Origin of the sequence: Burkholderia stagnalis, from assembly GCF_039848545.1 — a bacterium.
Classification (GTDB): domain Bacteria; phylum Pseudomonadota; class Gammaproteobacteria; order Burkholderiales; family Burkholderiaceae; genus Burkholderia; species Burkholderia stagnalis.
In genome coordinates, this window is sequence record NZ_CP156686.1 from 1,852,604 (window position 1) to 1,877,869 (window position 25,266).

Genomic DNA, 25,266 nt, shown 5'->3' on the forward strand with positions numbered 1-25,266 from the left:
CGTGCGCGTCACGCGTCCTGGTAGCGCTCGCGCAGCGCCCGCTTGTTGATCTTGCCGACGCTGGTGCGCTCGATCGACGCGACGATCAGCAGCTTTTCCGGCACCGCGTAGCGCGAGATCAGCCCGCGATCGGCGACGCCCTTCACGTGCGCCTGCAGCTCGGCCGGCCCGACGCGCCCGACATGGGTGTCGGCCAGCACGACGAGCGCCAGCGGCCGCTCACCCCACTTCGCATCCTTGATGCCGATCACCGCGGCTTCGCGCACCGCCGGATGCCGCGACAGGATGTCCTCGAGCGCCAGCGACGACACCCACTCGCCGCCGGTCTTGATCACGTCCTTGATGCGGTCGGTGATCTGCAGGCAGCCGTCCTTGTCGATCACGCCGATGTCGTTCGTATGCAGATAGCCGCCCTCCCACAGCGCCGCCGACGCGGCCTCGTCGCCCAGATAGCCGGCGGTCGCCCACGGCATGCGCACCACCACCTCGCCGCTCGAGCGGCCGTCGTGCGGCACGTCGCGCAGGTTCGCATCGACGATGCGCAGGTCGACGAGCGGCAGCGGCAGCCCCGTGCGCGTGCGGCGCGCGACGTCGTCGCCGCACGGCGCGTCGTCGCCGCCAGCGGGCGGATCGACCTGCGCGATCGTCATCAGCGGGCAGGTTTCCGACATTCCGTAGCCGGTGTACACGTCGATGCCGCGCGCGAGCGCGGCACGCGCCAGCCCGTCCGACAGCGGCGAGCCGCCGACGAGCACCTTCCACGACGACAGGTCGACCGACGCCGACGCCGGGCTGTCCAGGATCATCCCGAGCAGCGTCGGCACGCAATGCGAGAACGTGACCGACTCGCGCGCGATCAGCGCGAGCAAACCGTCCGGCGCATAGCGGCCCGGATACACCTGCTTGAGCCCGAGCGCGGTCGCGATATACGGCATGCCCCATGCATGCACGTGGAACATCGGCGTGATCGGCATGTACACGTCGTCGCGGTGCACGCGCCCGCGCTCGCGCGCGCTCGACAGCGCCGCCATTCCCGCGAGCGTGTGCAGCACGAGCTGGCGATGGGTAAACGCGACGCCCTTCGGCAGCCCGGTCGTGCCGGTCGTGTAGAACGTGGTCGCGCGCGTGTTCTCGTCGAAATCGGGGAACACGAAATCGGGCGAGCCGCCGGCCACCAGGTTTTCGTATTCGTCGACGAAGCCGTCGGGGAGCGCCGTCGGCTCGCCGTCGCCGATCAGCACGAAGCGGCGCACCGTCTCGAGCCGCGCGCGCAGGCCGTCGAGCAGCGGCAGGAAGTCGCGATGGACGAGCACGATGCGCGCGCCCGAGTGGTTCAGCGTATGGAGCAGCTGGTCGGGCGACAGCCGGACGTTCGCGGTCATCAGCACCGCGCCCATCATCGGCACCGCGAAGTAGCACTCGAGGTAGCGGTGGCTGTCCCAGTCCATCACGGCCACCGTGTCGCCGGGCGCGACGCCGGCCGCCGACAGCCCGCTGGCAAGCTGCCCGACACGGTGCCGGAACGTCCAGTAGTCGTACCGGACCTGGTCGCTGTAGACGATCGCCTGCTCGGGCCGCGTCGCGAGCGGCGTATGCAGCAGCTGCTTGATCAGCAGCGGGTACGCGCAGGCGGACGATGCCGGGGCCGCCGGCGCAGGCGTGGACGACTCATTCATGAATGCCTCCATAAGCGGACGACGATTGCCGATGCGGCCGCGCCCGCCGCCGACACCGGTGACCGGGGTCGTGCTGCGGGGCGCGTCGGACCGCGAAACCGTGGCGTCTCCTCTTCATTCCTATGCGGGAATGCATGCGAAACGGCCGGCCGGAAGCGGTGCGCCGCCCGAGCCGGAATGTCGACCACGATACCCAGCGGCCACCGGCCGGACACCCCCCCTGTCAGGGGGTGAGCCGGCGCCGCGCGCGCCATGCAGAAGGATCGCGTTCGCGTCAGCCCACCTGTTCGGGGGGACGCACGCGCCGGACGCAACGGTAAGATTCGCCCGAAGGCGTCCCGCGGCGAGCGCGTGGGCGCCCATTGCGGCCCGCCGTAAGTTCCAACCCGAGAAAGGAGTAGCCATGACTTCCGAACGCCAGGACCTGGACAAAGCGCCCACCCCCGATCCCGCCGAGAACAATGCGTTCTTCCCTTCGCCCTACTCCCTGTCGATGTACACGTCGTCGAAAACGGACTTCGACGGCACGGATTACCCGAATCCGTACCGGGGCGGCAAGTGGAAAGTCCTGATGATTGCGAGCGACGAGCGCTACATCCTGATGACCAACGGCAAGATGTTCTCGACCGGCAATCACCCGGTCGAAATGCTGCTGCCGATGTATCACATGGACAAGGCCGGCTTCGAGATCGACATCGCGACGCTGTCCGGCAACCCCGCGAAGCTCGAACTGTGGGCGATGCCCGGCGAGGACGAGGCCGTCCAGGGCACCTACCGGAAATACCTGCCGAAGCTGAAGGCGCCGCTGAAGCTGTCCGACGTGCTGGAAAGCAGCCTCGGCGCGGATTCGCCCTATATCGCCGTGTTCGTGCCGGGCGGCCACGGCGTGCTGGCCGGCATCCCGCACAGCCGGGAAGTCAAGCGCACGCTGCAGTGGGCGCTGGACCACGACCGGCACATCGTCACGCTGTGCCACGGCCCGTCGTGCCTGCTGGCGTCGGCCGTCGACGAGGATCCGGGCCGCTATCCGTTCAAGGGCTACGAAATCTGCGTGTTCCCCGATTCGCTGGACAAGGGGGCGAACCTCGACATCGGCTACATGCCGGGCCCGCTGCCCTGGCTCGTCGGCGAAAGCCTCGAGAAGCTCGGCGTCACGGTGCTGAACCGGGACATCACCGGCCGCTGCCACCAGGACCGCAAGCTGATCACCGGCGACAGCCCGCTCGCGTCCAACAATATCGGCAAGCTCGCCGCGGCGGCGTTGCTCGAGGCCGTCGCGCGGTAAGCGTCCTGCGGGCGCTGCGTCGCGCCGCGGCCGGCCGTCGATCCGCCGGCGCGACGCAGCCCGCTCTCGACGCGCTCGGCCTCACTCCGCCGCCGGCGTCTCGTGCAAATGCCGCCACACGATGCGTCCGCGAGCGTCGCGCTCGAACACGGCGGTCGAGCGCCGCACGGTGCGCCGCCCTGCGTCGTCGGCCTGCGTCTCGCGATAGCCGATCGCCGCGCCGCCGTCCCATTCGGCGATCACCTGCAGCGCGTCGATCTCGATCCGCAGCCCGGGGCGCACGCCGTGCCCCTGCGAGAACGGCGCGTCGACACCTGCGAAATCGATCGCCGCGCCCTGCAGCGTGATCATCGTGAACCGCGGCGAGAAACGGGCAAGCAGCCGCGCGAGCACCGGCGCGGGCCGCCCGCCGGCCGCGCGGCCGGACAGCCATTGCTCGATATCGACATGCGCGTCGACGACTTCCTGGAAATACGGATTCGGCAGGTTCATGGGTGGTCCTTCACGATTGTCGGGAAACCGGTTGTGCGCTGCTTGAGCCGCGCGGCGCAAGTCGTGCGACGAGCAGCAGCGGGATCAGCGTCAACAGCGCCGCCAGCACGAAGCTTTGCCGGTAAGGCAGCAGCGCAGCGCCGCCCGCGGCGAGCGACGACAGCCCGTTGAACGCGCTGCCGAGCACCGCCACGCCGACACAGAAGCTCAGTTGCCGATTCAGGTTCCATAGCGCGCTCGCGTCGCCCATGCGGTCCGCCGGCACGTCGATGAACGCGGCGCTCTGCGCGGTGCTCGTGCACAGGCTCGCGCCGAAGCCCATCGCGGCGAACGCGACCACGCGCCCCGCTTCGAGCGCGGCGAGCGGGGTCGCGAGCAGCAGGATGCCCGCGCAATCGACCGCGATCCCGCATGCGAACAGCGGCCTCGGGCCCCAGCGCGCGAACCCCCGGCGTGTCGTCGCAATCGCGCAGCACGACGCGATCGCCCACGGCAGCATCAGCGCGCCCGCATGCGCGGCGCTCAGCCCCAGTTCGTTCTGCAGATACAGCGCGGCGACGAGATTGACGCCGGCGAACACGCCCGGCACGCACAGATAGACGACGACACCCGCGCGCAGCAGCGGCTGCGCGAGCAGCCGCAGGTCGAGCAATGGCGCGGCCGCTCGACGCGCGTGCGCCACGTAGCCGAGCCCGGCGGCGCCCGCGGCCATGAGCATCGCGAGCGCGAGCCGGCCCGCGCCCGGCCGGCCGGCAAACGTCAGGCCGAGCAGCAGCGCGACGAGCGCGGCGGCGCTCAGGCCGAGCCCCGGCCAGTCGAGCGGCGCCGGCCGCGCACCCGCGCGGTCGGCCGGCAGCCACGCGAATGCGAGCCCGCCGGTCGCAACTGCAAGCGGCAGCATGCCGACGAAGATCGCGCGCCACGACATCCGGTCGACGATCAGCCCGCCGATCGCGGGCGACAGCGCCGGCACGAGCAGCGCGACCATCATCACGACCGACGTCAGGTGCGCGCGTGCGTCCGGCGGATACGCGCGATACGCGAGCGCCTGCCCGACCGGAATCAGCAGGCCGCCGCCGAGCCCCTGCGCCAGCCGCCACGCGAGCAGCGCGCCGATCGACGCGGCACGCGCGACACCGAGGCTCGCGAACCCGAACAGCAGCAGCGATGCGATCAGCACCCGCCGCTCGCCGAAGCGGCGCGCGAGCCATGCGCCGAGCGGAATCACGACGGTCAGGCCGAGCACGTACGTGTTGCCGACCCACGCGAGCTGCGCGACCGATGCGTGCAGCTCGCGCTGCAGCGCCGGATACGCGGCGTTGAGCATGAACATGCACGCGAGATCGATGGCGAACCCGAGCAGATAGACGGCGGCAACCCTGGAACGAGCGGACATGTCGGCGGAAATCGAACGAAACGCCGCAGTTTAGGGGCCGGCCGCGGCGCCGGTAAGGCTGGCGACGCGAACGGTCCCGTCGAAAAATCATGACAATCCGGGGCGGCACGCAGGGCGGCAAACGGCGGCAAAGCCCCACGCCAAGGCGGCGCCCAGCGCGGCAAACGGCGGCTAAGCCCCACGCCAAGGCGGCGCCCAGCGCGGCAAACGGCGGCTAAGCCCCACGCCGCCGCACATTCCCGGTACCCTTCGCTCCGGACTTCGTTTTCAAGCAGGGTGATCGACACAACCATGGTGAGCCTCGATCGTTTCGCGATCTTCCGCGCCGTCGTCGAAGCGGGATCGTTCACGGCCGCCGCGGCCGCGCTGAACCAGGCGCGCGCGGCCGTCAGCTTCAACGTGAAGCAGCTCGAAACCGAGCTCGGCGTGACGCTGCTCACGCGAACGACGCGCCGGGTCGCCTTGACGGACGCAGGCGAACGCTTCTACGCGCGCTGCGTGCGCGTGCTCGACGAAGCCGACGGCGCGATCGACGACGCACGCGGCGAGCACGGCGGGATGCACGGCAGCCTGCGGGTGACGTCGACGGTCGAATACGCGTCGCGGGTCGTCGCGCCCGCGCTGCATGCGTTCACGCAGCGGCACCCCGCGCTGCGGGTGCGGCTCGACACGCATACGGCGCAGGCGGATCTCGTGCGCGACCGCTTCGACGTCGCGATCCGGCTCGGCCGCTCCGAGCAGTTCCGGGATCTGCCGTATCGCGGCGTGTGCCTCGGCACGTATGAAGTGCGGCCGGTGATGGCGCCCGGCCTGGCCGCACGCGCCGGCGTGCCGCGCATCGACTCCCCCGACGCGCTGGCCCGCCTGCCGCAGCTCGGCCACAGCCGGCTGGAACGGATTGCCGCGTGGCCGCTCGTGCACCGCGACGGCAGCGAGCAGGTGTTCCGGCCGGCCGCGAAGCCGCAGCTCGTGGTGGACAACGCGTCGGTGCTGCAAGCGCTTGCGCGGCAAGGCAGCGGCGTCGCGCTGCTGCCGGAATGGCTGGTGCGCGACGATCTTGCGAGCGGCGCGCTGCTCGACGCGCTGCCCGATTACCGGTTTCCGCGGCAGAGCGTGTACGCGCTGTACGTGTCGACCCCGCACGTGCCGCAAAAGGTGCGCGCGTGGGTCGATTTCATGAAGGCGTATTTGAAGAAGGCGGGCTGACGCGCCGGCTCACCGGCCCGGGCCGTGCACCCCCGCCGCCGCATCCACCGCGTCGACCGGCCGGTTCAGCCACGGGCCGATATCCATCTCGTCGTAGCGCACGAGCCGGCTGTTGCGGGCCCGCCGGTAGCCCCACCAGATCGCGACGAACAGCGGAATCCACACGTAGATCGACAGCACCTCCATCCAGTCGATCTTCTCCGCGAAAAACGCCTGATAGTCCTGCCCGAGCGAGATCGCCACGCAGATCGCGATCGCGAACAGCGGCCCGAACGGAAACCACTTCGCGCGATACGGCAGCTGGTCGAGCCGGTAGCCCTGCTTCAGCAAACCCTTGCGGAAGCGGTAGTGACTGACCGCGATGCCAAGCCACGCGATGAAGCCCGTGATGCCGACCGTGTTCAGCAGCCACAGATAGATCCGCTGGTTGTTCGCCAGCGACGTCAGGAAGCACAGCCCGCCGACCGCCATCGTCGCGTACAGCGCATTGCGCGGCACGCCGCCCGGCGACAGCGTCGCGAACATCGCCGGCGCGCGGCCCTCGGTCGCGAGCGTATACAGCATCCGCGTGGCCGCATACGTGCCGGAATTGCCCGCGGACAGCACCGCGGTCAGGATCACGACGTTCATCGCGCCGGCCGCGATCGGAAACCCCGCGTGGCTGAAGACCAGCGTGAACGGGCTCACGCCGATGTCGGTCACGTCGCTCTTGAGCAGGTTCGGGTCGGTGTACGGAATCAGCAGGCCGATCACGAAGATCGCAAGCACATAGAACAGCATGATCCGCCAGAAGATCTGCTTCACCGCGCGCGGGATCGTCGTGCGCGGGTTCTCCGATTCGCCGGCCGTGATCCCCACCAGCTCGGTGCCGAGAAACGAAAACCCGGCGATCAGCGCGACGCTCATCATCGCGTGCACGCCGCCGACGAACGGCGCATCGCCGATCGTGAAGTTCCGCCAGCCTGCCGCGTGGCCGGCGCCGATCGCACCTGCCGCGATCAGCAGCCCCGCGGCGATGAACGCGATCACCGTGACGACCTTGATCAGCGAGAACCAGTACTCCGATTCCCCGAAGCCGCGCACCGACAGCGTGTTCAGCAGGAAGATCAGCACCAGGAACGCGGCGCCCCACCAGATGCCCGGCACGCCGGGAAACCAGTAGCGCATCACGATCTGCCCGGCGACCAGCTCGATCGCGATCGTCACCGCCCAGCTGTACCAGTAGGTCCAGCCGAGCGCGACGCCGAAGCCCGCGTCGACGTATTTCTCGCCGTAGACCGCGAACGAGCCCGACACCGGCATCAGCGCGGCCATCTCGCCGAGCCCCGTCACGACGAAATAGACCATCAGCCCGATCACCACGTACGCGGCGATCGCGCCGCCCGGCCCGGCCTGCGCGACCGATGCGCCGGAGGCGACGAACAGCCCCGTGCCGATCGAGCCGCCGATCGCGATCATCGCGATATGGCGGCTTTGCAGGCGGCGCTTCAACGTCGTCTGCGGCAATGCGATTCCTGCGTCAGTCGCTTGCATGGCGTCCATAGCATTCACCCTGAAAGAGTCGGTCCGTCCAATTTGATTCGGGATGCAGATCATCAGGCGCGGCTTCGCGCGCCGATTGACTGCAATATTCAGGTTCCGGCTGAAGCGGTGCCGCCCGGCGGCGTCACGCGGCGCTGCGCTTGATCACCTGCAGCTCGGCCGTCGTCACGATTTTCTCGATCCGGTAGCGCGGGCTCTCGAGCCACGCGTTCGCGATCCGGCGATACTCGTCGAGATCGTCGCACGCGAGCCGCACCAGGAAATCGAACGTGCCGCTGACGAGCCAGCAGTCGAGCACCGCCGGGTTCGCGCGCATCTCCTCCTCGAACGGCGCCTGCGAACGGCCGTGGTCGGCGAGCACGATCTGCGCGAGCACGACGATCGACTTCTTGTCGCGCGGCGCATGGATCACCGCGCGGTAGCCGGCGATCACGCCCATCGCCTCGAGCCGTTCCACGCGGGCCTGGCACGGCCGCGGCGTCAGGTTCACGAGCTCCGACAGCTTGCGGTATGAAATGCGTCCATCGTTGCGCAGGATGTCGAGGATCCGGAGATCGATCTTGTCGAGCTGCATCTTCTTGTCGGGCATCCGGGTTCGCTCCAGTCGGGTCGTGGCTTGCGCACGCGGCGTCTGCCGCCTCGCACGCGCGCCACATTATCCGGCCGAACCGCACCGCGTGCCAGCCGGCTAGAACCGCAGCGACAGGCAGGTCAGCCCGCCGTCCATCTTGCGGAACTCGCTCGTGTCGATCACGCGCAGCGGCAGGCCGAGCGTCTCGAGGCGCGCGTGCACGCGCGGGTAGCCGGCCGGCGTGATCAGTGCGTCGTTCACGCGCAGCGTATTGCCCGCGTATTCGTCGGCCGGTGCGACCACGATCCGGCGGAACCCGGCAAACGCCGGGTGCGCGTCGAGCGCTTCGTTCACGAGCAGCGTGTCGTCGCCCACGCTGTTGACGACCGACTTCAGGTGCAGGCCCTCGCCGACCGGCACCGCGACGACCGTATAGCCGTACGGCGACACCAGCGCCTCGAACGCCGCGATGCCGGCGGCATCCGTGCGGCCGGTCAGGCCGATGAAGAAGCGCTTGCCGACCAGCATCACGTCGCCGCCGTCGAGCCGGCCGTCGCGCATCGGCAGCAGCTCGCGATGCGCGGCGAGCGGCGTGGCGATGTGATCGATCTCGCCGCGCCGCGCGGGCGCGCCGGGGCGCGTGATCACCGCGAATTCGGGCGTGACGACGGCGACGTCCTCGACGAAGTGCGCATCGGGAAACGCATCGAGCGGCGGCAATTCGGTGATCGCGACGCCGAGCGTGCGCAACGTGTCGCAGTACGCGTCAAACTGCGCGAGCGTCTTGTCGTGGTCGGGCGCGCCGAGCAGCGCGGTGGTGAGGCCCGCGCCGCACGATGCGGCGGGCCGGCGAACGATGGCTTGCGTGAACTGCATCGACTCCTCCTTGGAATGGGGCGCGGCCTGCGCGATCTGCCGCGCGACCGCCCCGGGTGCCAAACCATTATCGGGAGTCAAAATGGGCCAGTTGCGTCGATTTCGGCCGTGCGCGCAGCCGATTCCGTCGAATTCGCGCACGCGGGGCGACCGATTCGGCCGCCTGCCCGGGCGCAGGCCGCCCGAAATGCAAAACACCCCGGCGGGCTGACCCACCGGGGTGTTCTGGTGTTGCGATTGCCGGACGCGAACGGCCGTTCGGCCATTCGCGCCGCACGCGGCTTAGCGTGCGTTGATCGGATTCGCTTCGCGCGGCGTATCGCCGATGAACAGCTGACGCGGACGGCCGATCTTCTGTTCCGGATCCGCGATCATTTCGTTCCACTGTGCGATCCAGCCGATCGTACGTGCCATCGCGAAGATGCAGGTGAACATTGACGTCGGGATGCCCAGCGCGCGCTGGACGATGCCCGAGTAGAAGTCGACGTTCGGGTACAGCTTGCGCGACACGAAGTACTCGTCTTCCAGCGCGATCTTCTCGAGCTGCATCGCGAGCTTGAACAGCGGGTCGTCGTGCAGGCCCAGTTCGTTCAGCACTTCGTAGCACGTTTCGCGCATCAGCTTCGCACGCGGGTCGTAGTTCTTGTACACGCGGTGGCCGAAGCCCATCAGCTTCACGCCCGAGTTCTTGTCCTTCACCTGCTTGATGAACTCGGGGATGTTGTCCGGCGTGCCGATCTGCTCGAGCATGTTCAGCGCGGCTTCGTTCGCACCACCGTGCGCCGGGCCCCACAGACATGCGATACCGGCCGCGATACATGCGAACGGGTTCGCGCCCGACGAGCCGGCCAGGCGGACCGTCGACGTCGATGCGTTCTGCTCGTGGTCGGCGTGCAGGATCAGGATGCGGTCGAGCGCGCGGACGAGCACGTCGTTGACCTGGTATTCCTCGCACGGGTTCGCGAACATCATGCGCATGAAGTTCGCGCTGTACGACAGATTGTTCTGCGGGTACACGAACGGCTGGCCGATGCTGTACTTGTAGGCCATCGCGACGAGCGTCGGCAGCTTAGCGATCATGCGGATCGCCGACACTTCACGGTGACGCGGGTCGTTGATGTCGAGCGAGTCGTGGTAGAACGCCGACAGCGCGCCGACCGCGGCGACCAGGATCGCCATCGGGTGCGCGTCGCGACGGAAGCCGCGGAAGAAGAACTGCATCTGCTCGTGGACCATCGTGTGCTTCGTGACGGTCGCGACGAATTCCTTCTTCTGCGCTTCGTTCGGCAGTTCGCCCTTCAGCAGCAGGTAGCAGGTCTCGAGGAAGTCGGCGTTCTGCGCGAGGTTGTCGATCGGGTAGCCGCGATACAGCAGTTCGCCCTTGTCGCCGTCGATGTACGTGATCGCCGAATTGCACGACGCCGTCGACATGAAGCCCGGGTCGTACGTGAACTTGCCGGTCTGGCCGTACAGCTTGCGGATGTCGATCACGTCCGGGCCCATCGTGCCCTTGTAGATCGGCAGTTCGACGCTAGGCGAGTTGTCGCTGAACGATAGCGTGGCTTTAACATCAGACGGAGTCATGGCACATCCTCAATCGAAATATAGAAACGGGATTCGATAACGGGCGAAACGCGGTTACACGTTGCGCAGCATCTCCAACAGCCGGTGAATGTCCGGGCTGTCTAGGTCGCCTTCTGGTTCCTTGCGCGCGAGGAGCAAGTCCATCAGGTCGTTGTCGCTCAGATCGAGCAGGCGCGACAACGCGCCTACGTCTGCATCGGTGAGGTCATGCTCGTATCTGCCGAAGAAACGCTCGAAGATGATGTCGTTTTCCAGCAGACCCCGCCGCGCGCGCCAGCGAAGGCGCGCGCGGCGGTGCGGGTCGGATTGATGCGAATCGTCGCTCATTGCAACCCGGCCTTAAACCGCACGGCGAACCATCAGTTCCTTGATCTTGCCGATCGCCTTCGTCGGGTTGAGGCCCTTCGGGCACACGTCGACGCAGTTCATGATCGTATGGCAACGGAACAGACGGTACGGATCCTCGAGGTTGTCGAGACGCTCGCCGGTCGCGGTGTCGCGGCTGTCCGCGATGAAGCGGTAAGCCTGCAGCAGGCCGGCCGGGCCGACGAACTTGTCCGGGTTCCACCAGAAGCTCGGGCACGACGTCGAGCAGCTTGCGCACAGAATGCACTCGTACACGCCGTCGAGCTCGTCGCGTTCCTGCGGCGACTGCAGGCGCTCCTTCTCGGGCGGCGGCGCGTCGTTGATCAGGTACGGCTTGATCGAGTGGTACTGGTTGAAGAAGTGCGTCATGTCGACGATCAGGTCGCGCACGACGGGCAGGCCCGGCAGCGGGCGCAGCACGATCTTCTGCGGCAGGTCGTTCAGGTTCGTCAGGCAGGCGAGACCGTTCTTGCCGTTGATGTTCATCGCGTCCGAACCGCACACGCCTTCGCGGCACGAACGGCGGAACGACAGCGTCTCGTCGACGGCCTTCAGCTTGACCAGGGCATCCAGCAGCATGCGCTCGTGCTGGAGATCCAGTTCGTACGTCTGCATGCGCGGCGCTGCGTCCTTGTCCGGATCGTAGCGGTAGACTTCAAAAATGCGTTTTGCCATTTCAGATTCCTTTGATTCGGCTTAGAACGTACGGGCCTTCGGCGGTACGGACTCGACCGTCAGCGGTTTCATTTGAACGGGCTTGTAGTCGAGGCGGTCGCCTTCGCTGTACCACAGCGTGTGGCGCATCCAGTTCTCGTCGTCGCGGTGCTCGTAGTCGCTGTGCGCGTGCGCGCCACGGCTTTCCTTGCGGGCTTCCGCCGAGACCATCGTCGCGCGGGCGACTTCGATCAGGTTCTCCAGCTCGAGCGCTTCGACGCGCGCGGTGTTGAACACCTTCGACTTGTCCTTCAGGTGGATGTTTTCCACGCGTGCCTTCAGGCCGGCCATCTGGTCGACGCCTTCCTTCAGCAGCGCCGACGTGCGGAACACGCCTGCGTGCTTCTGCATCGTCGCGCGGATGTCGTTCGCGACGTCCTGCGTGTATTCGCCCGACGTCGACTTGTCGAGCTTGTTCAGGCGCGCCAGCGAGAATTCGCCTGCGTCGGCCGGCAGCGGCTTGTGATCGCGCTGGTTCTTCACGTGCTCGACGATGTGGTTGCCGGCCGCGCGGCCGAACACCACGAGGTCGAGCAGCGAGTTCGTGCCGAGGCGGTTCGCGCCGTGCACGGACACGCACGAGCATTCGCCCACTGCGTAGAAGCCGTTGATCGGCTCCTTGTGGTCGCGCGACGTGCCCACGACCTGGCCGTGGATGTTGGTCGGGATGCCGCCCATCTGGTAGTGGATGGTCGGGACGACCGGGATCGGTTCCTTGATGCAGTCGACGTTCGCGAACTTCAGCGCGATTTCGCGGATCGACGGCAGACGCTTCATGATCGTCTCGGCGCCGATGTGCGACAGGTCGAGCAGCACGTGGTCCTTGTTCGGACCCACGCCGCGGCCTTCCTTGATTTCCTGGTCCATCGAGCGCGACACGAAGTCACGCGGCGCCAGATCCTTCAGCGTCGGCGCGTAGCGCTCCATGAAGCGCTCGCCGTTCGCGTTGCGCAGGATGCCGCCTTCGCCGCGCACGCCTTCGGTGATCAGCACGCCCGCGCCGGCCACGCCGGTCGGGTGGAACTGCCAGAACTCCATGTCCTGCAGCGCGATGCCCGAGCGGGCCGCCATGCCGAGGCCGTCGCCGGTGTTGATGAACGCGTTGGTCGATGCCGCGAAGATCCGGCCTGCGCCGCCCGTCGCGAACAGCGTCGTCTTGCCTTCGAGGATGTAGACGTCGCCCGTTTCCATTTCGAGGGCCGTCACGCCGAGCACGTCGCCGTCCGCGTCGCGGATCAGGTCGAGCGCCATCCATTCGACGAAGAACTGCGTCTTCGCCGCGACGTTCTGCTGGTACAGCGTGTGCAGCAGCGCGTGACCGGTACGGTCGGCGGCCGCGCAGGCGCGCTGCACCGGCTTCTCGCCGTAGTTCGCGGTGTGGCCGCCGAACGGGCGCTGGTAGATCGTGCCGTCCGCGTTGCGGTCGAACGGCATGCCGAAGTGCTCGAGTTCGTACACGACGTTCGGCGCTTCACGGCACATGAATTCGATCGCGTCCTGGTCGCCGAGCCAGTCGGAGCCCTTGATCGTGTCGTAGAAGTGGTAGTGCCAGTTGTCTTCGCTCATGTTGCCGAGCGACGCGCCGATGCCGCCCTGTGCGGCGACCGTGTGCGAGCGGGTCGGGAACACCTTCGACAGCACGCAGACCGACAGGCCCGCGCGCGACAGTTGCAGCGCCGCGCGCAAACCGGAGCCGCCCGCGCCGACGATCACGACGTCGAACTTGCGACGCGGGAGGGAATTTTTGATTGCAGCCATTCTTTACACTCTCCAGAGAATCTGCGCGGCGTAGCCCGCACATGCGAGCAGCCAGACGATGGTCAGCGATTGCAGCAGCAGGCGCACACCGACGGGCTTCACGTAGTCCATCCAGATGTCGCGCACGCCGACCCATGCGTGGTAGAAGAGGGAGAGCAGCATCACGAAGGTCGCGAGCTTCATCCATTGCGCGGCGAAGATCGATGCCCAGCCTTCGTACGAGAAATCATGCGCGCCGAAGAACAGCACCAGCAGGATGACCGTGTAGACGGCCATGATCGTGGCCGTCACGCGTTGCGCGAGCCAGTCGCGCAGGCCGTAGTGTGCGCCGACGACGAGGCGCTTCGAGCCGATTCGGTTGTTGGCTGCCATTTCTTAGAATGCTCCGAACAGTTTGAGGGCCATGGCGATCGTGAGGGCGATCGAGACGACGAACACGACGACGGCCGTCTTCTTGCCGCTTTCCTTCGTGACCGCGTCGTGGTTGACGTCCATCAGCAGGTGACGGATGCCGGCGCAGAAGTGATGGAAGAACGCCCACGACAGCGCGAGGACGATCAGCTTGACGACGATGTTGGAGAGGAAGAACTTGAAGCCTTCGAAGCTGAGCTCGGAGGTGAGGCTCTGGTCGAAGAGGAACAGCAGGAACGGCAGGAACAGGAACAGCAGCGCGCCGCTGACTCGATGGAGAATCGACAAGATCGCTGCCAGCGGCATGCGATATTTCATCGTGATATCGCCGAATCCGATGTTCCGGTATTCCGGCCTCGGCTTTCTTACTGCGTCAGTCATGCTAGACCCCTACTTATGTTGTCACACTAATCCGCAATTTTAGCGCCTTTTTATATCGCGCTGCAGCGAAAACCTGCTCAGGATCGTTACGCGACACGGAATAAAGGCGGCCCGAAACATGCTTCGCGCTACATGGGGATGGCGAATGCATTCGGCGTGAGCCACTTCATTTCTAGCTCAAGTCGTTCTGATAGTAGTACCCGGTGGTGACGTACCAGCCGCGGCGCACTTCCACGGGCCGATCGCCGTACGTGTACGACACGCGCTCGACCGACAGCAGCGGGAAGCCCGGCGGCACGTGCAGCAGGTCGGCCACCGCCGGCTCCGCGGCCACCGCGCGGATCTTCTCCGACGCGCGGATCATGCGGGTGCCGAACTCCGTCTCGAACATCGCGTACAGCGGCCCCTTGTACTCGCTCAGCCGCTCGAACGTGAGCCCGCGAAACATCGCGCCCGGCAGCCAGATCTCGTCCAGCACCGTCGCCTCGTTCTCGAACTCCAGCAGGCGGCGCACCTGCACCACCGGGTCGGCCGGCTTCAGGTCGAGCTGGCGGGCGATCTCGGCCGGCGCGCGCATCCGCCGGCACTCGAGCAGGCGGCTCACGTGCGCGTGCTCCGCGCCGTCGTCGGCGAGCAGGCGCAGGAAGCGGAATTGCGCGCGGTCTTCATTGTGCGTCGCAACAAACGTGCCCTTCCCTTGCCGGCGAACCACCAGGTTTTCCGCGGCCAGCTCGTCGATCGCCTTGCGCACGGTGCCCTGGCTGACCTTGTAGCGGGCCGCGAGCTCCACCTCGCTCGGGATGATCTCGCCCGGCTTCCATTCGCCCGTTTCCAGGCTCTGCGTGATCAATGCCTTGATCTGCTGGTATAAAGGGCTGAACGTCGGCGACGGCGCCGGCGCGACCTCGGCCGCGCCCGGCTGCCCTGGGCCGCCTGCGCCGGTCGGATTCGCGTTGTTCGCCTGGTTCGATGTCATGGCGCGCATTTCATCACAAACCCAGGTTTTTCGTCCACTCAAATTCCGCAAAACATCTGTCTTATATAAGACATATGATACTGTTTGACTTTGGGCCCGTCGGCTCCTACACTCCGGGGCGAGCAAGGGTTCGCGAGTCGCACGGCGCGCCCCCGGCCACGTGCCTCGGCCCGTCTCCAGGTCACCGCGCAAGCAACCGCGAGTCCTCCGCCCTGCTTCAATGCAACGCTTCGCATAACGCGCATAGAATGGCGTTTTCACGAGCATCCCTCGCTTCACCCGTCCTGGAGATTTTCAATGGCTAAGCCCGCTAAGCGCGTTGCCGTCACCGGCGCCGCAGGTCAAATCGCTTACTCGCTGCTGTTCCGCATCGCGAACGGCGACCTGCTCGGCAAGGACCAGCCGGTCATCCTGCAACTGCTCGACCTCCCGCAAGCCCAAGCCGCCGTCAAAGGCGTCGTGATGGAACTGGACGATTGCGCGTTCCCGCTGCTCGCGGGCGTCGTGATCACCGACGATCCGAAGGTCGCGTTCAAGGACGCCGACGTCGCGCTGCTGGTCGGCGCCCGTCCGCGCTCGAAGGGCATGGAGCGCAAGGACCTGCTGTCGGCGAACGCCGAGATCTTCACGGTCCAGGGCGCGGCCCTGAACGAAGTCGCGAGCCGCGACGTGAAGGTGCTGGTCGTCGGCAACCCGGCCAACACGAACGCGTACATCGCGATGAAGTCGGCGCCGGACCTGCCGAAGAAGAACTTCACGGCGATGCTGCGCCTCGACCACAACCGCGCGCTGTCGCAGCTCGCGGCCAAGTCGGGCAAGCCGGTCGCTTCGATCGAGAAGCTCGCCGTGTGGGGCAACCACTCGCCGACGATGTACCCGGACTTCCGCTTCGCGACCGCCGAAGGCGAATCGCTGCTGAAGCTGATCAACGACGACGTGTGGAACCGCGACACGTTCATCCCGACCGTCGGCAAGCGCGGCGCGGCGATCATCGAAGCGCGCGGCCTGTCGTCGGCAGCGTCGGCGGCGAACGCCGCGATCGACCACGTGCGTGACTGGGTGCTCGGCACGAACGGCAAGTGGGTCACGATGGGCATCCCGTCGGACGGCTCGTACGGCATCCCCGAAGACATCATCTACGGCGTGCCGGTCGTGTGCGAAAACGGCGAGTACAAGCGCATCGAAGGCCTGGAAATCGACGCGTTCTCGCGCGAGAAGATGGACGGCACGCTGGCCGAGCTGCTCGAAGAGCGCGACGGCGTCGCTCACCTGCTGAAGTAAGCAGGCGCTGGCCGGGCAGCCCTTGGGCGCCCGGCCTCGGCGCGGGGCGGCGGCGGCTGCCGCCCCGCCCCCGATCCGATCCGGATGCGTTTTGCCGCGTGCGCGGTGCGCCGCGCAGGCCCAGAACGCGCCCGAATCCGATTTTCTCCACGTTGGCCCGCCTCCTTGACGTAGAAGAAGATGTCCGCGCTCACTCCTGCCGAAGTGCTGTACGACGGGGCGTCCCCGCCCGCGATCCTGCCATGCTGCGACCACTATGCGGGCAGCGAGAAGCTGATGCGCAAGTCGCTCGCGCTGCAGGCCGAACTGGGCCCGGTGTTCGACATCACGCTCGATTGCGAGGACGGCGCGGCCGTCGGCCAGGAAGCCGCGCACGCGGGGCTGGTCGCCAGCCTGCTCGGCGGCGCCGAGAACCGCTTCGGGCGGGTCGGCGCGCGGATCCACGACTTTTCCCACCCGCACTGGCGCGATGACGTGCGCATCATCCTGCGCGCGGCGCGCCCGCCGGCCTACCTCACGCTGCCCAAGATCGCCAACGCCGCCGACGCGGCCGAGATGTGCGCGTTCATCGAGGGCACGCGCCGCGAGCTCGGCATCGCGCAGCCGATTCCGGTCGACGTGCTGGTCGAAACCCACGGCGCGCTCGCGCACGCGGCCGCCCTCGCCGCGCTGCCGCTGGTCGGCACGCTGAGCTTCGGCCTGATGGATTTCGTTTCCGCGCACCATGGCGCGATTCCCGACACCGCGATGCGCTCGCCCGGCCAGTTCGAGCACCCGCTCGTGCGCCGCGCGAAGCTCGAGATCGCCGCGGCCTGCCACGCGCACGGCAAGACGCCGTCGCACAACGTGACGACCGAGGTGCGCGACATGGGCGTCGTCGCGAACGACGCGCGCCGCGCGCGCGACGAGTTCGCGTTCACGCGGATGTGGAGCATCCACCCGTCGCAGATTCGGCCGATCGTCGACGCGTTCGCGCCGCGCACCGACGAAGTCGCGCTCGCCGCCGAGATCCTGCTGGCCGCGCAGGCCGCCGACTGGGGCCCGACGCGCCACGGCGACACGCTGCACGACCGCGCGAGCTACCGCTATTACTGGTCGGTGCTGCGCCGCGCGCGGGCGACCGGCCAGGCGGTGCCCGCCGAGGCCGCGCCGCTGTTCGGCAAGGCCGCCGCGCCCGGGGCGTGAATCGGCCATCTGGTTGCCAATCGACAAAAAACGTAACGGAGCCCGAAAACCTGAAATATGCGTGGCCAAATAGGTGAAAATAGCGGCCGCTGCGCGCTTCCGGGGCGCGTGCAGTTCAATCCGGCCGGCTGCCTGACGCTGCCGGCCTTGTCAACTGATTTTCGAAAGGTTCTGACTCCATGAAGAAACTCCTGATCGCTACCGCCATCGGCGCCCTGTCCGCCACGATGCTGGTGTCGGCTCCGAGTGCGTTTGCCCAGGAAGCGGGCACGACCGCGAAGAAGGCAACGGCCAAGCGCCCGGCACCGGCCAAGCGCATCATCCCGCGCAGCAAGAAGGCGAAGGCCGCCGCCGCCGCGAAGGTCGATTCGGTGCCGGAAGGCGCAACCAAGTGGTCGTGCAAGGAAGGCCTGTCGTTCGACCTCGCCGGCGACATGAAGCGTGACCAGGTGATCACGGTCCACTGGGCGAAGAAGAACTACAAGCTGCCGCGCCAGGCAACGACGACGGGCGCGGACACGTTCTACGATCCGGCCGCGGGCTTCAAGCTGGTCGTGATCCCGACCAAGGCGATGCTGTTCAGCGACGCGAACGGCGGCGAGCGCCTCGCGGACGAGTGCGTGACGCCGGAAATGGCGCAGGGCTCGCCGGCGCCGACGCAGTCGAACGAGCTGAAGCCGGTCACGAACTAAGCGCGTTCCCCCCAGGCGCCTCGATGCCCGCCCCGGTCTCCAACGTCCGCCCCGCCCCGGATACGGTACTCGTCGACATCGTCGACTACGTGCTGAACACCGCGGCCGACAGCCCGCTCGCGCGGGAGACGGCGCGACATTGCCTGATCGACACGCTCGGCTGCGGGCTCGAGGCGCTGTCCTACCCCGCGTGCACCAAGCTCCTGGGGCCCGTCGTGCCGGGCACGATCGTGCCGAACGGCGCGAAGGTGCCCGGCACGGCGTTCCAGCTCGATCCGGTCCAGGCCGCGTTCGACATCGGCGCGATGGTGCGCTGGCTGGACTTCAACGACACCTGGCTCGCCGCCGAATGGGGGCATCCGTCCGACAATCTCGGCGGGATCCTGGCGACGGCCGACTGGCTGTCGCGCACCGCCATCGCCGCCGGCAAGCCGCCGCTCGCGATGCGCGACGTGCTCACCGCGATGATCAAGGCCCACGAGATCCAGGGCTGCATCGCGCTCGAGAATTCATTCAACCAGGTCGGGCTCGACCACGTGCTGCTCGTCAAGGTGGCGTCGACCGCCGTGGTCGGCCAGCTGCTCGGGCTCACGCGCGACGAACTGCTGAACGCGGTGTCGAACGCGTTCGTCGACGGGCACGCGCTGCGCACCTACCGCCACGCGCCGAACACGGGTTCGCGCAAGTCGTGGGCGGCCGGCGACGCCACGTCGCGCGCGGTGCGCCTCGCGCTGATCGCGAAAACCGGCGAGATGGGCTACCCGTCGGCGCTCACCGCGCCGACCTGGGGCTTCTACGACGTGCTGTTCAAAGGGCAGCCGTTCCGCTTCCAGCGCCCGTACGGCACGTACGTGATGGAAAACGTGCTGTTCAAGATCGCGTTCCCCGCCGAATTCCATGCGCAGACGGCCGCCGAAGCGGCGCTGCAGCTGCACGCGCAGCTCGCCGCGGCGGGCCGCACGACCGACGACATCCGCCGGATCACGATCCGCACGCACGCGGCCGCGATCCGCATCATCGACAAGCAGGGGCCGCTCGCCAACCCGGCCGACCGCGACCACTGCATCCAGTACATGGTCGCGGTGCCGCTGCTGTTCGGCCGGCTGACGGCGGCCGACTACGAGGACGCGGTCGCCGCGGACCCGCGCATCGACGCGCTGCGCGCGAAAACCGTGTGCGTCGAGGATCCGCAGTTCACGAAGGATTACCACGATCCGGACAAGCGATCGATCGCGAATGCGCTGACGATCGAGTTCGCGGACGGATCGACGCTTGCCGAAGTGGCGGTCGAATACCCGATCGGCCACCAGCGACGCCGCGCCGACGGCATCCCGCTCCTGGTCGAGAAGTTCAGGACCAACCTCGCCCGCCGCTTCCCGGCAAAGCAGCAACAAGCGATTCTCGACGTGTCGCTGGACCAGGCAAAGCTCGAAGCGATGCCGGTCAATGAGTACGTCGACTTGTATGTGATATAGGGGGCTGTTTGCGGATGAAACGTGCATGCGAATGCCCCAAATCGGTCGCAGGGCAAGGAGTGAGGAGCGCCGTTTGGCCGTGCCAAACAAGCGACGAACGACGCCGCCATGCGGCCGATTTGGGGCATTCCCGTGTCGTAAATTTCAAAATTTGGGTTGCCCCGAGAAAGGCCGCTCGCAGCGTCGCCGTCCTTGCGAGCGGCCTTTCTCGGGGCAACGCATGCACGTTTCATCCGCAAACAGCCCCCAGGTCAGATACAGGACTTATTGTTTCCTAGACTTGAACCCAGGAAAATCACCATGGCCCACAATCTCCACAAGACCCTCAAGGAATTCGACAGCGGTTCCGGCAAAGGCAAGTTCTACTCGCTGCCGCAGCTCGGCAAGGAACTGAAGACGAAGATCGAGCGCCTGCCGGTGTCGATCCGGATCGTGCTCGAGTCCGTGCTGCGCAACTACGACGGCAAGAAGATCACCGAGGAGCACATCGAACAGCTCGCGAACTGGAAGCCGGCGGACAAGCGCGTCGACGAGATTCCGTTCGTCGTGTCGCGCGTCGTGCTGCAGGACTTCACGGGCGTGCCGCTGCTCGCCGACATCGCGGCCATGCGCGGTGTGGCGAAGCGCGCGGGCAAGAACCCGAAGAAGATCGAGCCGCTGGTCCCGGTCGATCTCGTCGTCGACCACTCGGTCCAGATCGACTACTTCGCGCAGAAGGACGCGCTCGACCTGAACATGAAGCTGGAATTCCAGCGCAACAACGAGCGCTACCAGTTCATGAAGTGGGGCATGCAGGCGTTCGACACGTTCAAGGTCGTGCCGCCGGGCATCGGCATCGTCCACCAGGTGAACCTCGAGTACCTCGCGCGCGGCGTCCACCAGAAGAAGGACGCGGACGGCACCGTCTACTACCCGGACACCCTCGTCGGCACGGACAGCCACACGACGATGATCAACGGCATCGGCGTGGTCGGCTGGGGCGTGGGCGGCATCGAGGCTGAAGCCGGCATGCTCGGCCAGCCGGTGTACTTCCTGACGCCGGACGTCGTCGGCGTCGAGCTGAAGGGCCAGCTGCGCGAAGGCGTGACGGCCACCGACCTGGTGCTGACCATCACCGAGATGCTGCGCAAGGAGAAGGTCGTCGGCAAGTTCGTCGAGTTCTTCGGCGAAGGCACGAAGTCGCTCTCGCTGCCGGACCGCGCGACGATCGCGAACATGGCCCCGGAATACGGCGCGACGATGGGTTTCTTCCCGGTCGACGAGAAGACGATCGACTACTTCAAGGGCACGGGCCGCACGAAGGCGGAAATCGCCGCGTTCGAGAACTACTTCAAGGCGCAGGGCCTGTTCGGCATTCCGAAGGCCGGCGACATCGACTACACGAAGACGCTGACGCTCGACCTGCTCACGGTCGCCCCGTCGCTGGCCGGCCCGAAGCGCCCGCAGGACCGCATCGAGATCGGCAACGTCAAGTCGACGTTCACCGACCTGTTCTCGAAGCCGGTCGCGGAAAACGGCTTCGCGAAGAAGGCGGACGACCTGAACACGCAATACACGACGAGCAACGGCGTGGACGTGAAGAACGGCGACGTGCTGATCGCCGCGATCACGTCGTGCACGAACACGTCGAACCCGAGCGTGCTGCTGGCCGCGGGCCTGCTCGCGAAGAAGGCCGTCGAAGCCGGCCTGAGCGTCGCACCGCACATCAAGACGTCGCTCGCGCCGGGATCGCGCATCGTCACCGAATACCTGACGAAGACGGGCCTGCTGCCGTACCTGTCGAAGCTCGGCTTCGAAGTCGCGGCCTACGGCTGCACGACCTGTATCGGCAACGCGGGCGACCTGACGCCGGAACTGAACGAAGCGATCGTCAAGAACGACATCGTCGCGGCGGCCGTGCTGTCGGGCAACCGCAACTTCGAGGCGCGCATCCACCCGAACATCCGCGCGAACTTCCTGGCATCGCCGCCGCTGGTCGTGGCCTACGCGATCGCCGGCAACATCACGCGCGACCTGATGACCGAACCGGTCGGCCAGGGCAAGGGCGGCAAGGACATCTACCTCGGCGACATCTGGCCGACGAGCGAGGAAATCCACGCGCTGCTGAAGTACGCGCTCGATCCGAAGAAGTTCGAGGACAACTACTCGAAGCTCACCAAGAAGGGCGACCTCTGGAGCAAGATCGAAGGCGAATCGGGCCAGGTCTACGACTGGCCGAAGTCGACCTACATCGCGGAGCCGCCGTTCTTCGGCACGGAATTCTCGATGGAGCCGGCCGACGCGATCGTCACGGTCAAGGGCGCGCGCGCGCTCGGCATCTTCGGCGATTCGGTCACGACCGACCACATCAGCCCGGCAGGCTCGATCAAGGAAGATTCGCCGGCCGGCAAGTGGCTGAAGGAGAACGGCGTGCAGAAGGCCGACTTCAACAGCTACGGCTCGCGCCGCGGCAACCATGACGTGATGATGCGCGGCACGTTCGCGAACGTCCGGATCAAGAACCTGATGATCCCGGCGAAGGCCGACGGCACGCGCGTCGAAGGCGGCCTGACGATCCACCAGCCGAGCGGCGAACAGCTGTCGATCTACGACGCGGCGATGAAGTACGTCGACGCGGGCACCCCGACCGTCGTGTTCGCGGGCGAAGAGTACGGCACCGGCTCGTCGCGCGACTGGGCGGCCAAGGGCACGCAGCTGCTCGGCGTGAAGGCCGTGATCGCCCGCAGCTTCGAGCGGATCCACCGTTCGAACCTGGTCGGCATGGGCGTGCTGCCGCTCCAGTTCAAGGGCTCGGACAGCATCCAGTCGCTCGGCATCACCGGCGACGAGACGTTCGACATCGAAGGCCTGGGCGACGACTTCAAGCCGCAACAGGACGTCACGCTCGTGATCCACGGCAAGAACGGCGAAACGAAGCGCGTGCAGGTGCTGCTGCGCATCGATACGCCGATCGAAGTCGACTATTACAAGCACGGTGGTATCCTGCCGTTCGTGCTGCGCTCGCTGCTCGCAGCGTAAGCGCCTGCTTTTGCAGGTGCCGTGGCCGCTTCGGCGGCTGCGGCCGATTTGGAAGCCCGGCCTCGCGCCGGGTTTTTTTTCGTCCGCGCCGGAAATAGAGCGTTCGCTCTAAAGCGGGCGCGCGACGCCCGATCCGAAAGCCGCCTGCAAGACTATCGCGCGCGCTGTTCCACCATTCGGCACAACCCGGGCGGCATCGGCCGGTTTCCCGCGCGCGGGACGTCCCGCGCCGCTGCGGCGGCGGCCTGCCGCCGCGCCACTGACCACATAGTGCGCGGCGGCGTTGCGAGCGCAATGCCCGGCGTGCACCGATCGCCTGCGTTGCGTGCGCCGCTGTAACAGGTGGGCCGCCGCCGCGACGAATCCGCCGCCTGCCTCCACGGCACACGCGCTGCCCGCATTCACGCAATCGCCGCACTCAGCCGCCCGCCGGCCGCCCGGCCGAACCGCCCTGCCCGCCATGCCGGCGACGCCCCCGCGGCCGGGATCCTTGTCAGATCTGACAGCTGGGAAATCTGGCAGCTACTTGCGGCACATCGACGCCCTACGCTCGTCTCCGCTCGCGGCCCCACAAGGGCCGGGGGTCCCAACCAAGTCGTCTTTCCTCATAAGGACACCCGATGAAACGGAATGCCTGGTTTTCGCTTCCCCTCCCGTCTCCGCGCCTGCTCGCGTGCGTGGGGCCGCTGTTGCTCGCCGCCGGCGCCGCGCACGGCGCGACGGACTGGGTCGACACGCATACGAAGGCCTTTCTGACCGGCCCGCAGCTGCTGGCGCGCAGTGCGGCGCCGTCGCTCGAACTGGCCGCGGGCGAAACGACCAACGTCGTCGTGAGCCTGAAGCTGCGCAACGCCGCGCAGCTCAAGCAGCTCGCCCGCGACGTCAGCCGGCCCGGCAGCGCGCATTACCGTCAGTTCCTCACGCACGAACAGTTCCTCGCCGACTACGCGCCGACCGACGCGCAGGTCAAGACGGTCGTCGACTATCTGCGCAAGAGCGGCTTCGTCAACATCGAGGTCGCGCCGAACCGGCTGCTCGTGTCCGCGAGCGGCACGGCCGGCACGATCAAGACCGCGTTCAACACGTCGCTCGTGCACTTCCAGTACGCGGGCCGCTCGGGCTTCGCGAACGCGTCCACCGCGCAGGTGCCGCGCGCGCTCGGCGATGTCGTCGGCTCGGTGCTGGGGCTGCAGAACGTCGCGCGCGCCCATCCGCTGCTGCGCATCGGCAACGTGTCGAAGCCGACGCCGCTCGCCGCCGGCACGGCAACCGGCCACTATCCGAAGGAATTCCCGGGCCTGTACAACGCGACCGGCGTGCCGACCGCGGCCGGCGTGACGGTCGGCATCATCACGATCGGCGGCGTCGCGCAGACGCTGCGCGACCTGAAGACCTTCACGTCGAGCAACGGCTACGGCACGGTGTCGACGCAGACCGTCAAGACCAACGGCACCGGCGGCACCTACAGCGACGACCAGGACGGCCAGGGCGAATGGGACCTCGACAGCCAGTCGATCGTCGGCGCGGCGGGCGGCCAGGTCGGCAAGCTGGTGTTCTACATGGCGGACCTGAACGCGTCGGGCAACACCGGGCTCACGCAGGCGTTCAACCGCGCGGTGTCGGACAACACGGCGAAGGTGATCAACGTGTCGCTCGGCTGGTGCGAGACGGATGCGAACGCCGACGGCACGCTCGACGCCGAGGAGCAGATCTTCACGACGGCGGCCGCGCAGGGCCAGACGTTCTCGGTGTCGTCCGGCGACGAAGGCGTGTACGAGTGCAACAACCGCGGCTATCCGGACGGCGCGAACTACACGGTGTCGTGGCCGGCCTCGTCGCCGCACGTGCTCGCGATCGGCGGCACGACGTTGTACACCACCTCCTCGGGCGCGTTCTCGAACGAGACGGTATGGAACGAAGGCCTCGACGGCAACGGCAAGCTGTGGTCGACGGGCGGCGGCGTCAGCACGATCCTGCCGGCCCCGTCGTGGCAGTCGGGCAGCAACCGCCAGCTGCCGGACGTGTCGTTCGACGCCGCGCAAAGCACCGGCGCGCTGATCTACAACTACGGCCAGCTTCAGCAGATCGGCGGCACGAGCCTGTCCGCGCCGCTGTTCACGGGCTTCTGGGCGCGCATTCTCGCGGCGAACGGCACGGGCGTCGGGTTCCCGGCCGGCAACTTCTACAGCGCGGTTCCGTCGCACCCGTCGCTGGTCCGCTATGACGTCGTGTCCGGCAACAACGGCTATCAGGGCTATGGCTACAAGGCCGCCACGGGCTGGGATCTGACGACCGGCTTCGGCAGCCTGAACATCGCGAACCTGAACCAGCTGGTCAAGTCGGGCGGGTTCTGAGCGATGCGTGACGCATGACGTGCGGGC

21 protein-coding genes are annotated in these 25,266 nt (G+C 67.2%); 8 read left to right on the forward strand and 13 right to left on the reverse strand.

The genetic code is table 11. From position 1 onward, the window contains the following. Window positions 1–8: 8 nt before the first annotated feature. Window positions 9–1,688 carry a fatty acid--CoA ligase gene (locus tag ABFO07_RS24960; RefSeq protein WP_430733061.1) on the reverse strand — a complete coding sequence of 560 codons (1,680 nt, stop codon included), beginning with the start codon at window positions 1,686–1,688 and terminating at the stop codon, window positions 9–11. 391 nt (window positions 1,689–2,079) lie between these two features. On the opposite strand from ABFO07_RS24960, the gene hchA reads away from it, so the two are divergent. After that, the gene (gene hchA, locus ABFO07_RS24965; protein ID WP_059566017.1) at window positions 2,080–2,961 is read left to right on the forward strand and encodes a glyoxalase III HchA; all 882 of its coding nucleotides are present in this window, start codon (window positions 2,080–2,082) and stop codon (window positions 2,959–2,961) included. An 81-nt stretch (window positions 2,962–3,042) separates the two neighbouring features. Here hchA and ABFO07_RS24970 read toward each other — a convergent pair whose 3' ends face one another. Together ABFO07_RS24970 and ABFO07_RS24975 are read right to left on the reverse strand one after the other, a co-directional pair. Further along, complete coding sequence (locus ABFO07_RS24970; protein ID WP_347468746.1) at window positions 3,043–3,453, reverse strand: DUF4440 domain-containing protein; 411 nt, start codon at window positions 3,451–3,453, stop codon at window positions 3,043–3,045. 10 nt (window positions 3,454–3,463) lie between these two features. Beyond that, complete coding sequence (locus tag ABFO07_RS24975) at window positions 3,464–4,849, reverse strand: MFS transporter (RefSeq protein ID WP_322229215.1); 1,386 nt, start codon at window positions 4,847–4,849, stop codon at window positions 3,464–3,466. A 291-nt stretch (window positions 4,850–5,140) separates the two neighbouring features. On the opposite strand from ABFO07_RS24975, the gene ABFO07_RS24980 reads away from it, so the two are divergent. Beyond that, the gene (locus tag ABFO07_RS24980; RefSeq protein WP_060362880.1) at window positions 5,141–6,055 is read left to right on the forward strand and encodes a LysR family transcriptional regulator; all 915 of its coding nucleotides are present in this window, start codon (window positions 5,141–5,143) and stop codon (window positions 6,053–6,055) included. 9 nt (window positions 6,056–6,064) lie between these two features. Here ABFO07_RS24980 and ABFO07_RS24985 read toward each other — a convergent pair whose 3' ends face one another. The 10 genes from ABFO07_RS24985 to ABFO07_RS25030 form a co-directional block, all read right to left on the reverse strand. Beyond that, entirely contained in the window at window positions 6,065–7,597 is a 1,533-nt protein-coding gene (locus ABFO07_RS24985; RefSeq protein WP_124516130.1) for an amino acid permease, read from the reverse strand. Window positions 7,598–7,721: 124 nt separating this feature from the next. Continuing rightward, window positions 7,722–8,186, reverse strand: a complete 465-nt coding sequence (locus ABFO07_RS24990) for an Lrp/AsnC family transcriptional regulator (protein ID WP_059808572.1) — start codon at window positions 8,184–8,186, stop codon at window positions 7,722–7,724. 99 nt (window positions 8,187–8,285) lie between these two features. Continuing rightward, entirely contained in the window at window positions 8,286–9,044 is a 759-nt protein-coding gene (locus ABFO07_RS24995; protein ID WP_059808909.1) for a dimethylarginine dimethylaminohydrolase family protein, read from the reverse strand. Window positions 9,045–9,326: 282 nt separating this feature from the next. After that, complete coding sequence (gene gltA / locus ABFO07_RS25000; RefSeq protein WP_059566011.1) at window positions 9,327–10,628, reverse strand: citrate synthase; 1,302 nt, start codon at window positions 10,626–10,628, stop codon at window positions 9,327–9,329. A 54-nt stretch (window positions 10,629–10,682) separates the two neighbouring features. Beyond that, the gene (locus ABFO07_RS25005; protein WP_031400668.1) at window positions 10,683–10,955 is read right to left on the reverse strand and encodes a succinate dehydrogenase assembly factor 2; all 273 of its coding nucleotides are present in this window, start codon (window positions 10,953–10,955) and stop codon (window positions 10,683–10,685) included. Window positions 10,956–10,967: 12 nt separating this feature from the next. After that, window positions 10,968–11,669, reverse strand: coding sequence for a succinate dehydrogenase iron-sulfur subunit (locus tag ABFO07_RS25010; RefSeq protein WP_010089182.1), 702 nt, complete (start codon window positions 11,667–11,669; stop codon window positions 10,968–10,970). 21 nt (window positions 11,670–11,690) lie between these two features. Continuing rightward, on the reverse strand, window positions 11,691–13,466 hold the full coding sequence (gene sdhA / locus ABFO07_RS25015) for a succinate dehydrogenase flavoprotein subunit (protein WP_059566009.1): 1,776 nt from the start codon (window positions 13,464–13,466) through the stop codon (window positions 11,691–11,693). 3 nt (window positions 13,467–13,469) lie between these two features. Further along, window positions 13,470–13,838: a succinate dehydrogenase, hydrophobic membrane anchor protein gene (sdhD, locus tag ABFO07_RS25020; RefSeq protein ID WP_006487767.1), complete on the reverse strand. Its 369-nt coding sequence runs from the start codon at window positions 13,836–13,838 to the stop codon at window positions 13,470–13,472. Between the two features lie 3 nt (window positions 13,839–13,841). Beyond that, window positions 13,842–14,258 carry a succinate dehydrogenase, cytochrome b556 subunit gene (gene sdhC, locus ABFO07_RS25025; RefSeq protein WP_059566008.1) on the reverse strand — a complete coding sequence of 139 codons (417 nt, stop codon included), beginning with the start codon at window positions 14,256–14,258 and terminating at the stop codon, window positions 13,842–13,844. Window positions 14,259–14,430: 172 nt separating this feature from the next. Beyond that, the gene (locus ABFO07_RS25030) at window positions 14,431–15,234 is read right to left on the reverse strand and encodes a GntR family transcriptional regulator (RefSeq protein ID WP_059566044.1); all 804 of its coding nucleotides are present in this window, start codon (window positions 15,232–15,234) and stop codon (window positions 14,431–14,433) included. A gap of 297 nt (window positions 15,235–15,531) precedes the next feature. Between ABFO07_RS25030 and ABFO07_RS25035 the strand changes: the two genes are divergently transcribed. The 6 genes from ABFO07_RS25035 (at window position 15,532) to ABFO07_RS25060 (ending at window position 25,239) form a co-directional block, all read left to right on the forward strand. Beyond that, window positions 15,532–16,515, forward strand: coding sequence for a malate dehydrogenase (locus tag ABFO07_RS25035; RefSeq protein ID WP_059566007.1), 984 nt, complete (start codon window positions 15,532–15,534; stop codon window positions 16,513–16,515). A gap of 180 nt (window positions 16,516–16,695) precedes the next feature. Next, the gene (locus tag ABFO07_RS25040; RefSeq protein ID WP_347468749.1) at window positions 16,696–17,700 is read left to right on the forward strand and encodes an HpcH/HpaI aldolase/citrate lyase family protein; all 1,005 of its coding nucleotides are present in this window, start codon (window positions 16,696–16,698) and stop codon (window positions 17,698–17,700) included. A 179-nt stretch (window positions 17,701–17,879) separates the two neighbouring features. Beyond that, complete coding sequence (locus ABFO07_RS25045; RefSeq protein ID WP_059566005.1) at window positions 17,880–18,392, forward strand: hypothetical protein; 513 nt, start codon at window positions 17,880–17,882, stop codon at window positions 18,390–18,392. Between the two features lie 23 nt (window positions 18,393–18,415). Next, window positions 18,416–19,867 (forward strand): bifunctional 2-methylcitrate dehydratase/aconitate hydratase, encoded by a 1,452-nt coding sequence (locus ABFO07_RS25050; RefSeq protein WP_059808582.1) that lies wholly within the window; start codon window positions 18,416–18,418, stop codon window positions 19,865–19,867. Between the two features lie 300 nt (window positions 19,868–20,167). After that, the gene (gene acnA, locus ABFO07_RS25055) at window positions 20,168–22,885 is read left to right on the forward strand and encodes an aconitate hydratase AcnA (protein WP_059566003.1); all 2,718 of its coding nucleotides are present in this window, start codon (window positions 20,168–20,170) and stop codon (window positions 22,883–22,885) included. A 620-nt stretch (window positions 22,886–23,505) separates the two neighbouring features. After that, entirely contained in the window at window positions 23,506–25,239 is a 1,734-nt protein-coding gene (locus tag ABFO07_RS25060; RefSeq protein ID WP_059808586.1) for a S53 family peptidase, read from the forward strand. Window positions 25,240–25,266: the final 27 nt, after the last annotated feature.

What these genes read in the sequence shown, in the direction of transcription:
- sdhA (WP_059566009.1), bottom strand. Translation starts at nt 13,466, where the DNA reads ATGGCTGCAATCAAAAATTCCCTCCCGCGTCGCAAGTTCGACGTCGTG.
- ABFO07_RS25060 (WP_059808586.1), top strand. Translation starts at nt 23,506, where the DNA reads ATGAAACGGAATGCCTGGTTTTCGCTTCCCCTCCCGTCTCCGCGCCTG.
- ABFO07_RS25050 (WP_059808582.1), top strand. Translation starts at nt 18,416, where the DNA reads ATGCCCGCCCCGGTCTCCAACGTCCGCCCCGCCCCGGATACGGTACTC.
- ABFO07_RS24960 (WP_430733061.1), bottom strand. Translation starts at nt 1,688, where the DNA reads ATGGAGGCATTCATGAATGAGTCGTCCACGCCTGCGCCGGCGGCCCCG.
- ABFO07_RS24975 (WP_322229215.1), bottom strand. Translation starts at nt 4,849, where the DNA reads ATGTCCGCTCGTTCCAGGGTTGCCGCCGTCTATCTGCTCGGGTTCGCC.
- ABFO07_RS24970 (WP_347468746.1), bottom strand. Translation starts at nt 3,453, where the DNA reads ATGAACCTGCCGAATCCGTATTTCCAGGAAGTCGTCGACGCGCATGTC.
- ABFO07_RS25010 (WP_010089182.1), bottom strand. Translation starts at nt 11,669, where the DNA reads ATGGCAAAACGCATTTTTGAAGTCTACCGCTACGATCCGGACAAGGAC.
- ABFO07_RS24995 (WP_059808909.1), bottom strand. Translation starts at nt 9,044, where the DNA reads ATGCAGTTCACGCAAGCCATCGTTCGCCGGCCCGCCGCATCGTGCGGC.
- ABFO07_RS25040 (WP_347468749.1), top strand. Translation starts at nt 16,696, where the DNA reads ATGTCCGCGCTCACTCCTGCCGAAGTGCTGTACGACGGGGCGTCCCCG.
- ABFO07_RS25030 (WP_059566044.1), bottom strand. Translation starts at nt 15,234, where the DNA reads ATGACATCGAACCAGGCGAACAACGCGAATCCGACCGGCGCAGGCGGC.
- hchA (WP_059566017.1), top strand. Translation starts at nt 2,080, where the DNA reads ATGACTTCCGAACGCCAGGACCTGGACAAAGCGCCCACCCCCGATCCC.
- ABFO07_RS24980 (WP_060362880.1), top strand. Translation starts at nt 5,141, where the DNA reads ATGGTGAGCCTCGATCGTTTCGCGATCTTCCGCGCCGTCGTCGAAGCG.
- sdhC (WP_059566008.1), bottom strand. Translation starts at nt 14,258, where the DNA reads ATGACTGACGCAGTAAGAAAGCCGAGGCCGGAATACCGGAACATCGGA.
- ABFO07_RS24985 (WP_124516130.1), bottom strand. Translation starts at nt 7,597, where the DNA reads ATGGACGCCATGCAAGCGACTGACGCAGGAATCGCATTGCCGCAGACG.
- ABFO07_RS25005 (WP_031400668.1), bottom strand. Translation starts at nt 10,955, where the DNA reads ATGAGCGACGATTCGCATCAATCCGACCCGCACCGCCGCGCGCGCCTT.
- ABFO07_RS25045 (WP_059566005.1), top strand. Translation starts at nt 17,880, where the DNA reads ATGAAGAAACTCCTGATCGCTACCGCCATCGGCGCCCTGTCCGCCACG.
- acnA (WP_059566003.1), top strand. Translation starts at nt 20,168, where the DNA reads ATGGCCCACAATCTCCACAAGACCCTCAAGGAATTCGACAGCGGTTCC.
- sdhD (WP_006487767.1), bottom strand. Translation starts at nt 13,838, where the DNA reads ATGGCAGCCAACAACCGAATCGGCTCGAAGCGCCTCGTCGTCGGCGCA.
- gltA (WP_059566011.1), bottom strand. Translation starts at nt 10,628, where the DNA reads ATGACTCCGTCTGATGTTAAAGCCACGCTATCGTTCAGCGACAACTCG.
- ABFO07_RS25035 (WP_059566007.1), top strand. Translation starts at nt 15,532, where the DNA reads ATGGCTAAGCCCGCTAAGCGCGTTGCCGTCACCGGCGCCGCAGGTCAA.
- ABFO07_RS24990 (WP_059808572.1), bottom strand. Translation starts at nt 8,186, where the DNA reads ATGCCCGACAAGAAGATGCAGCTCGACAAGATCGATCTCCGGATCCTC.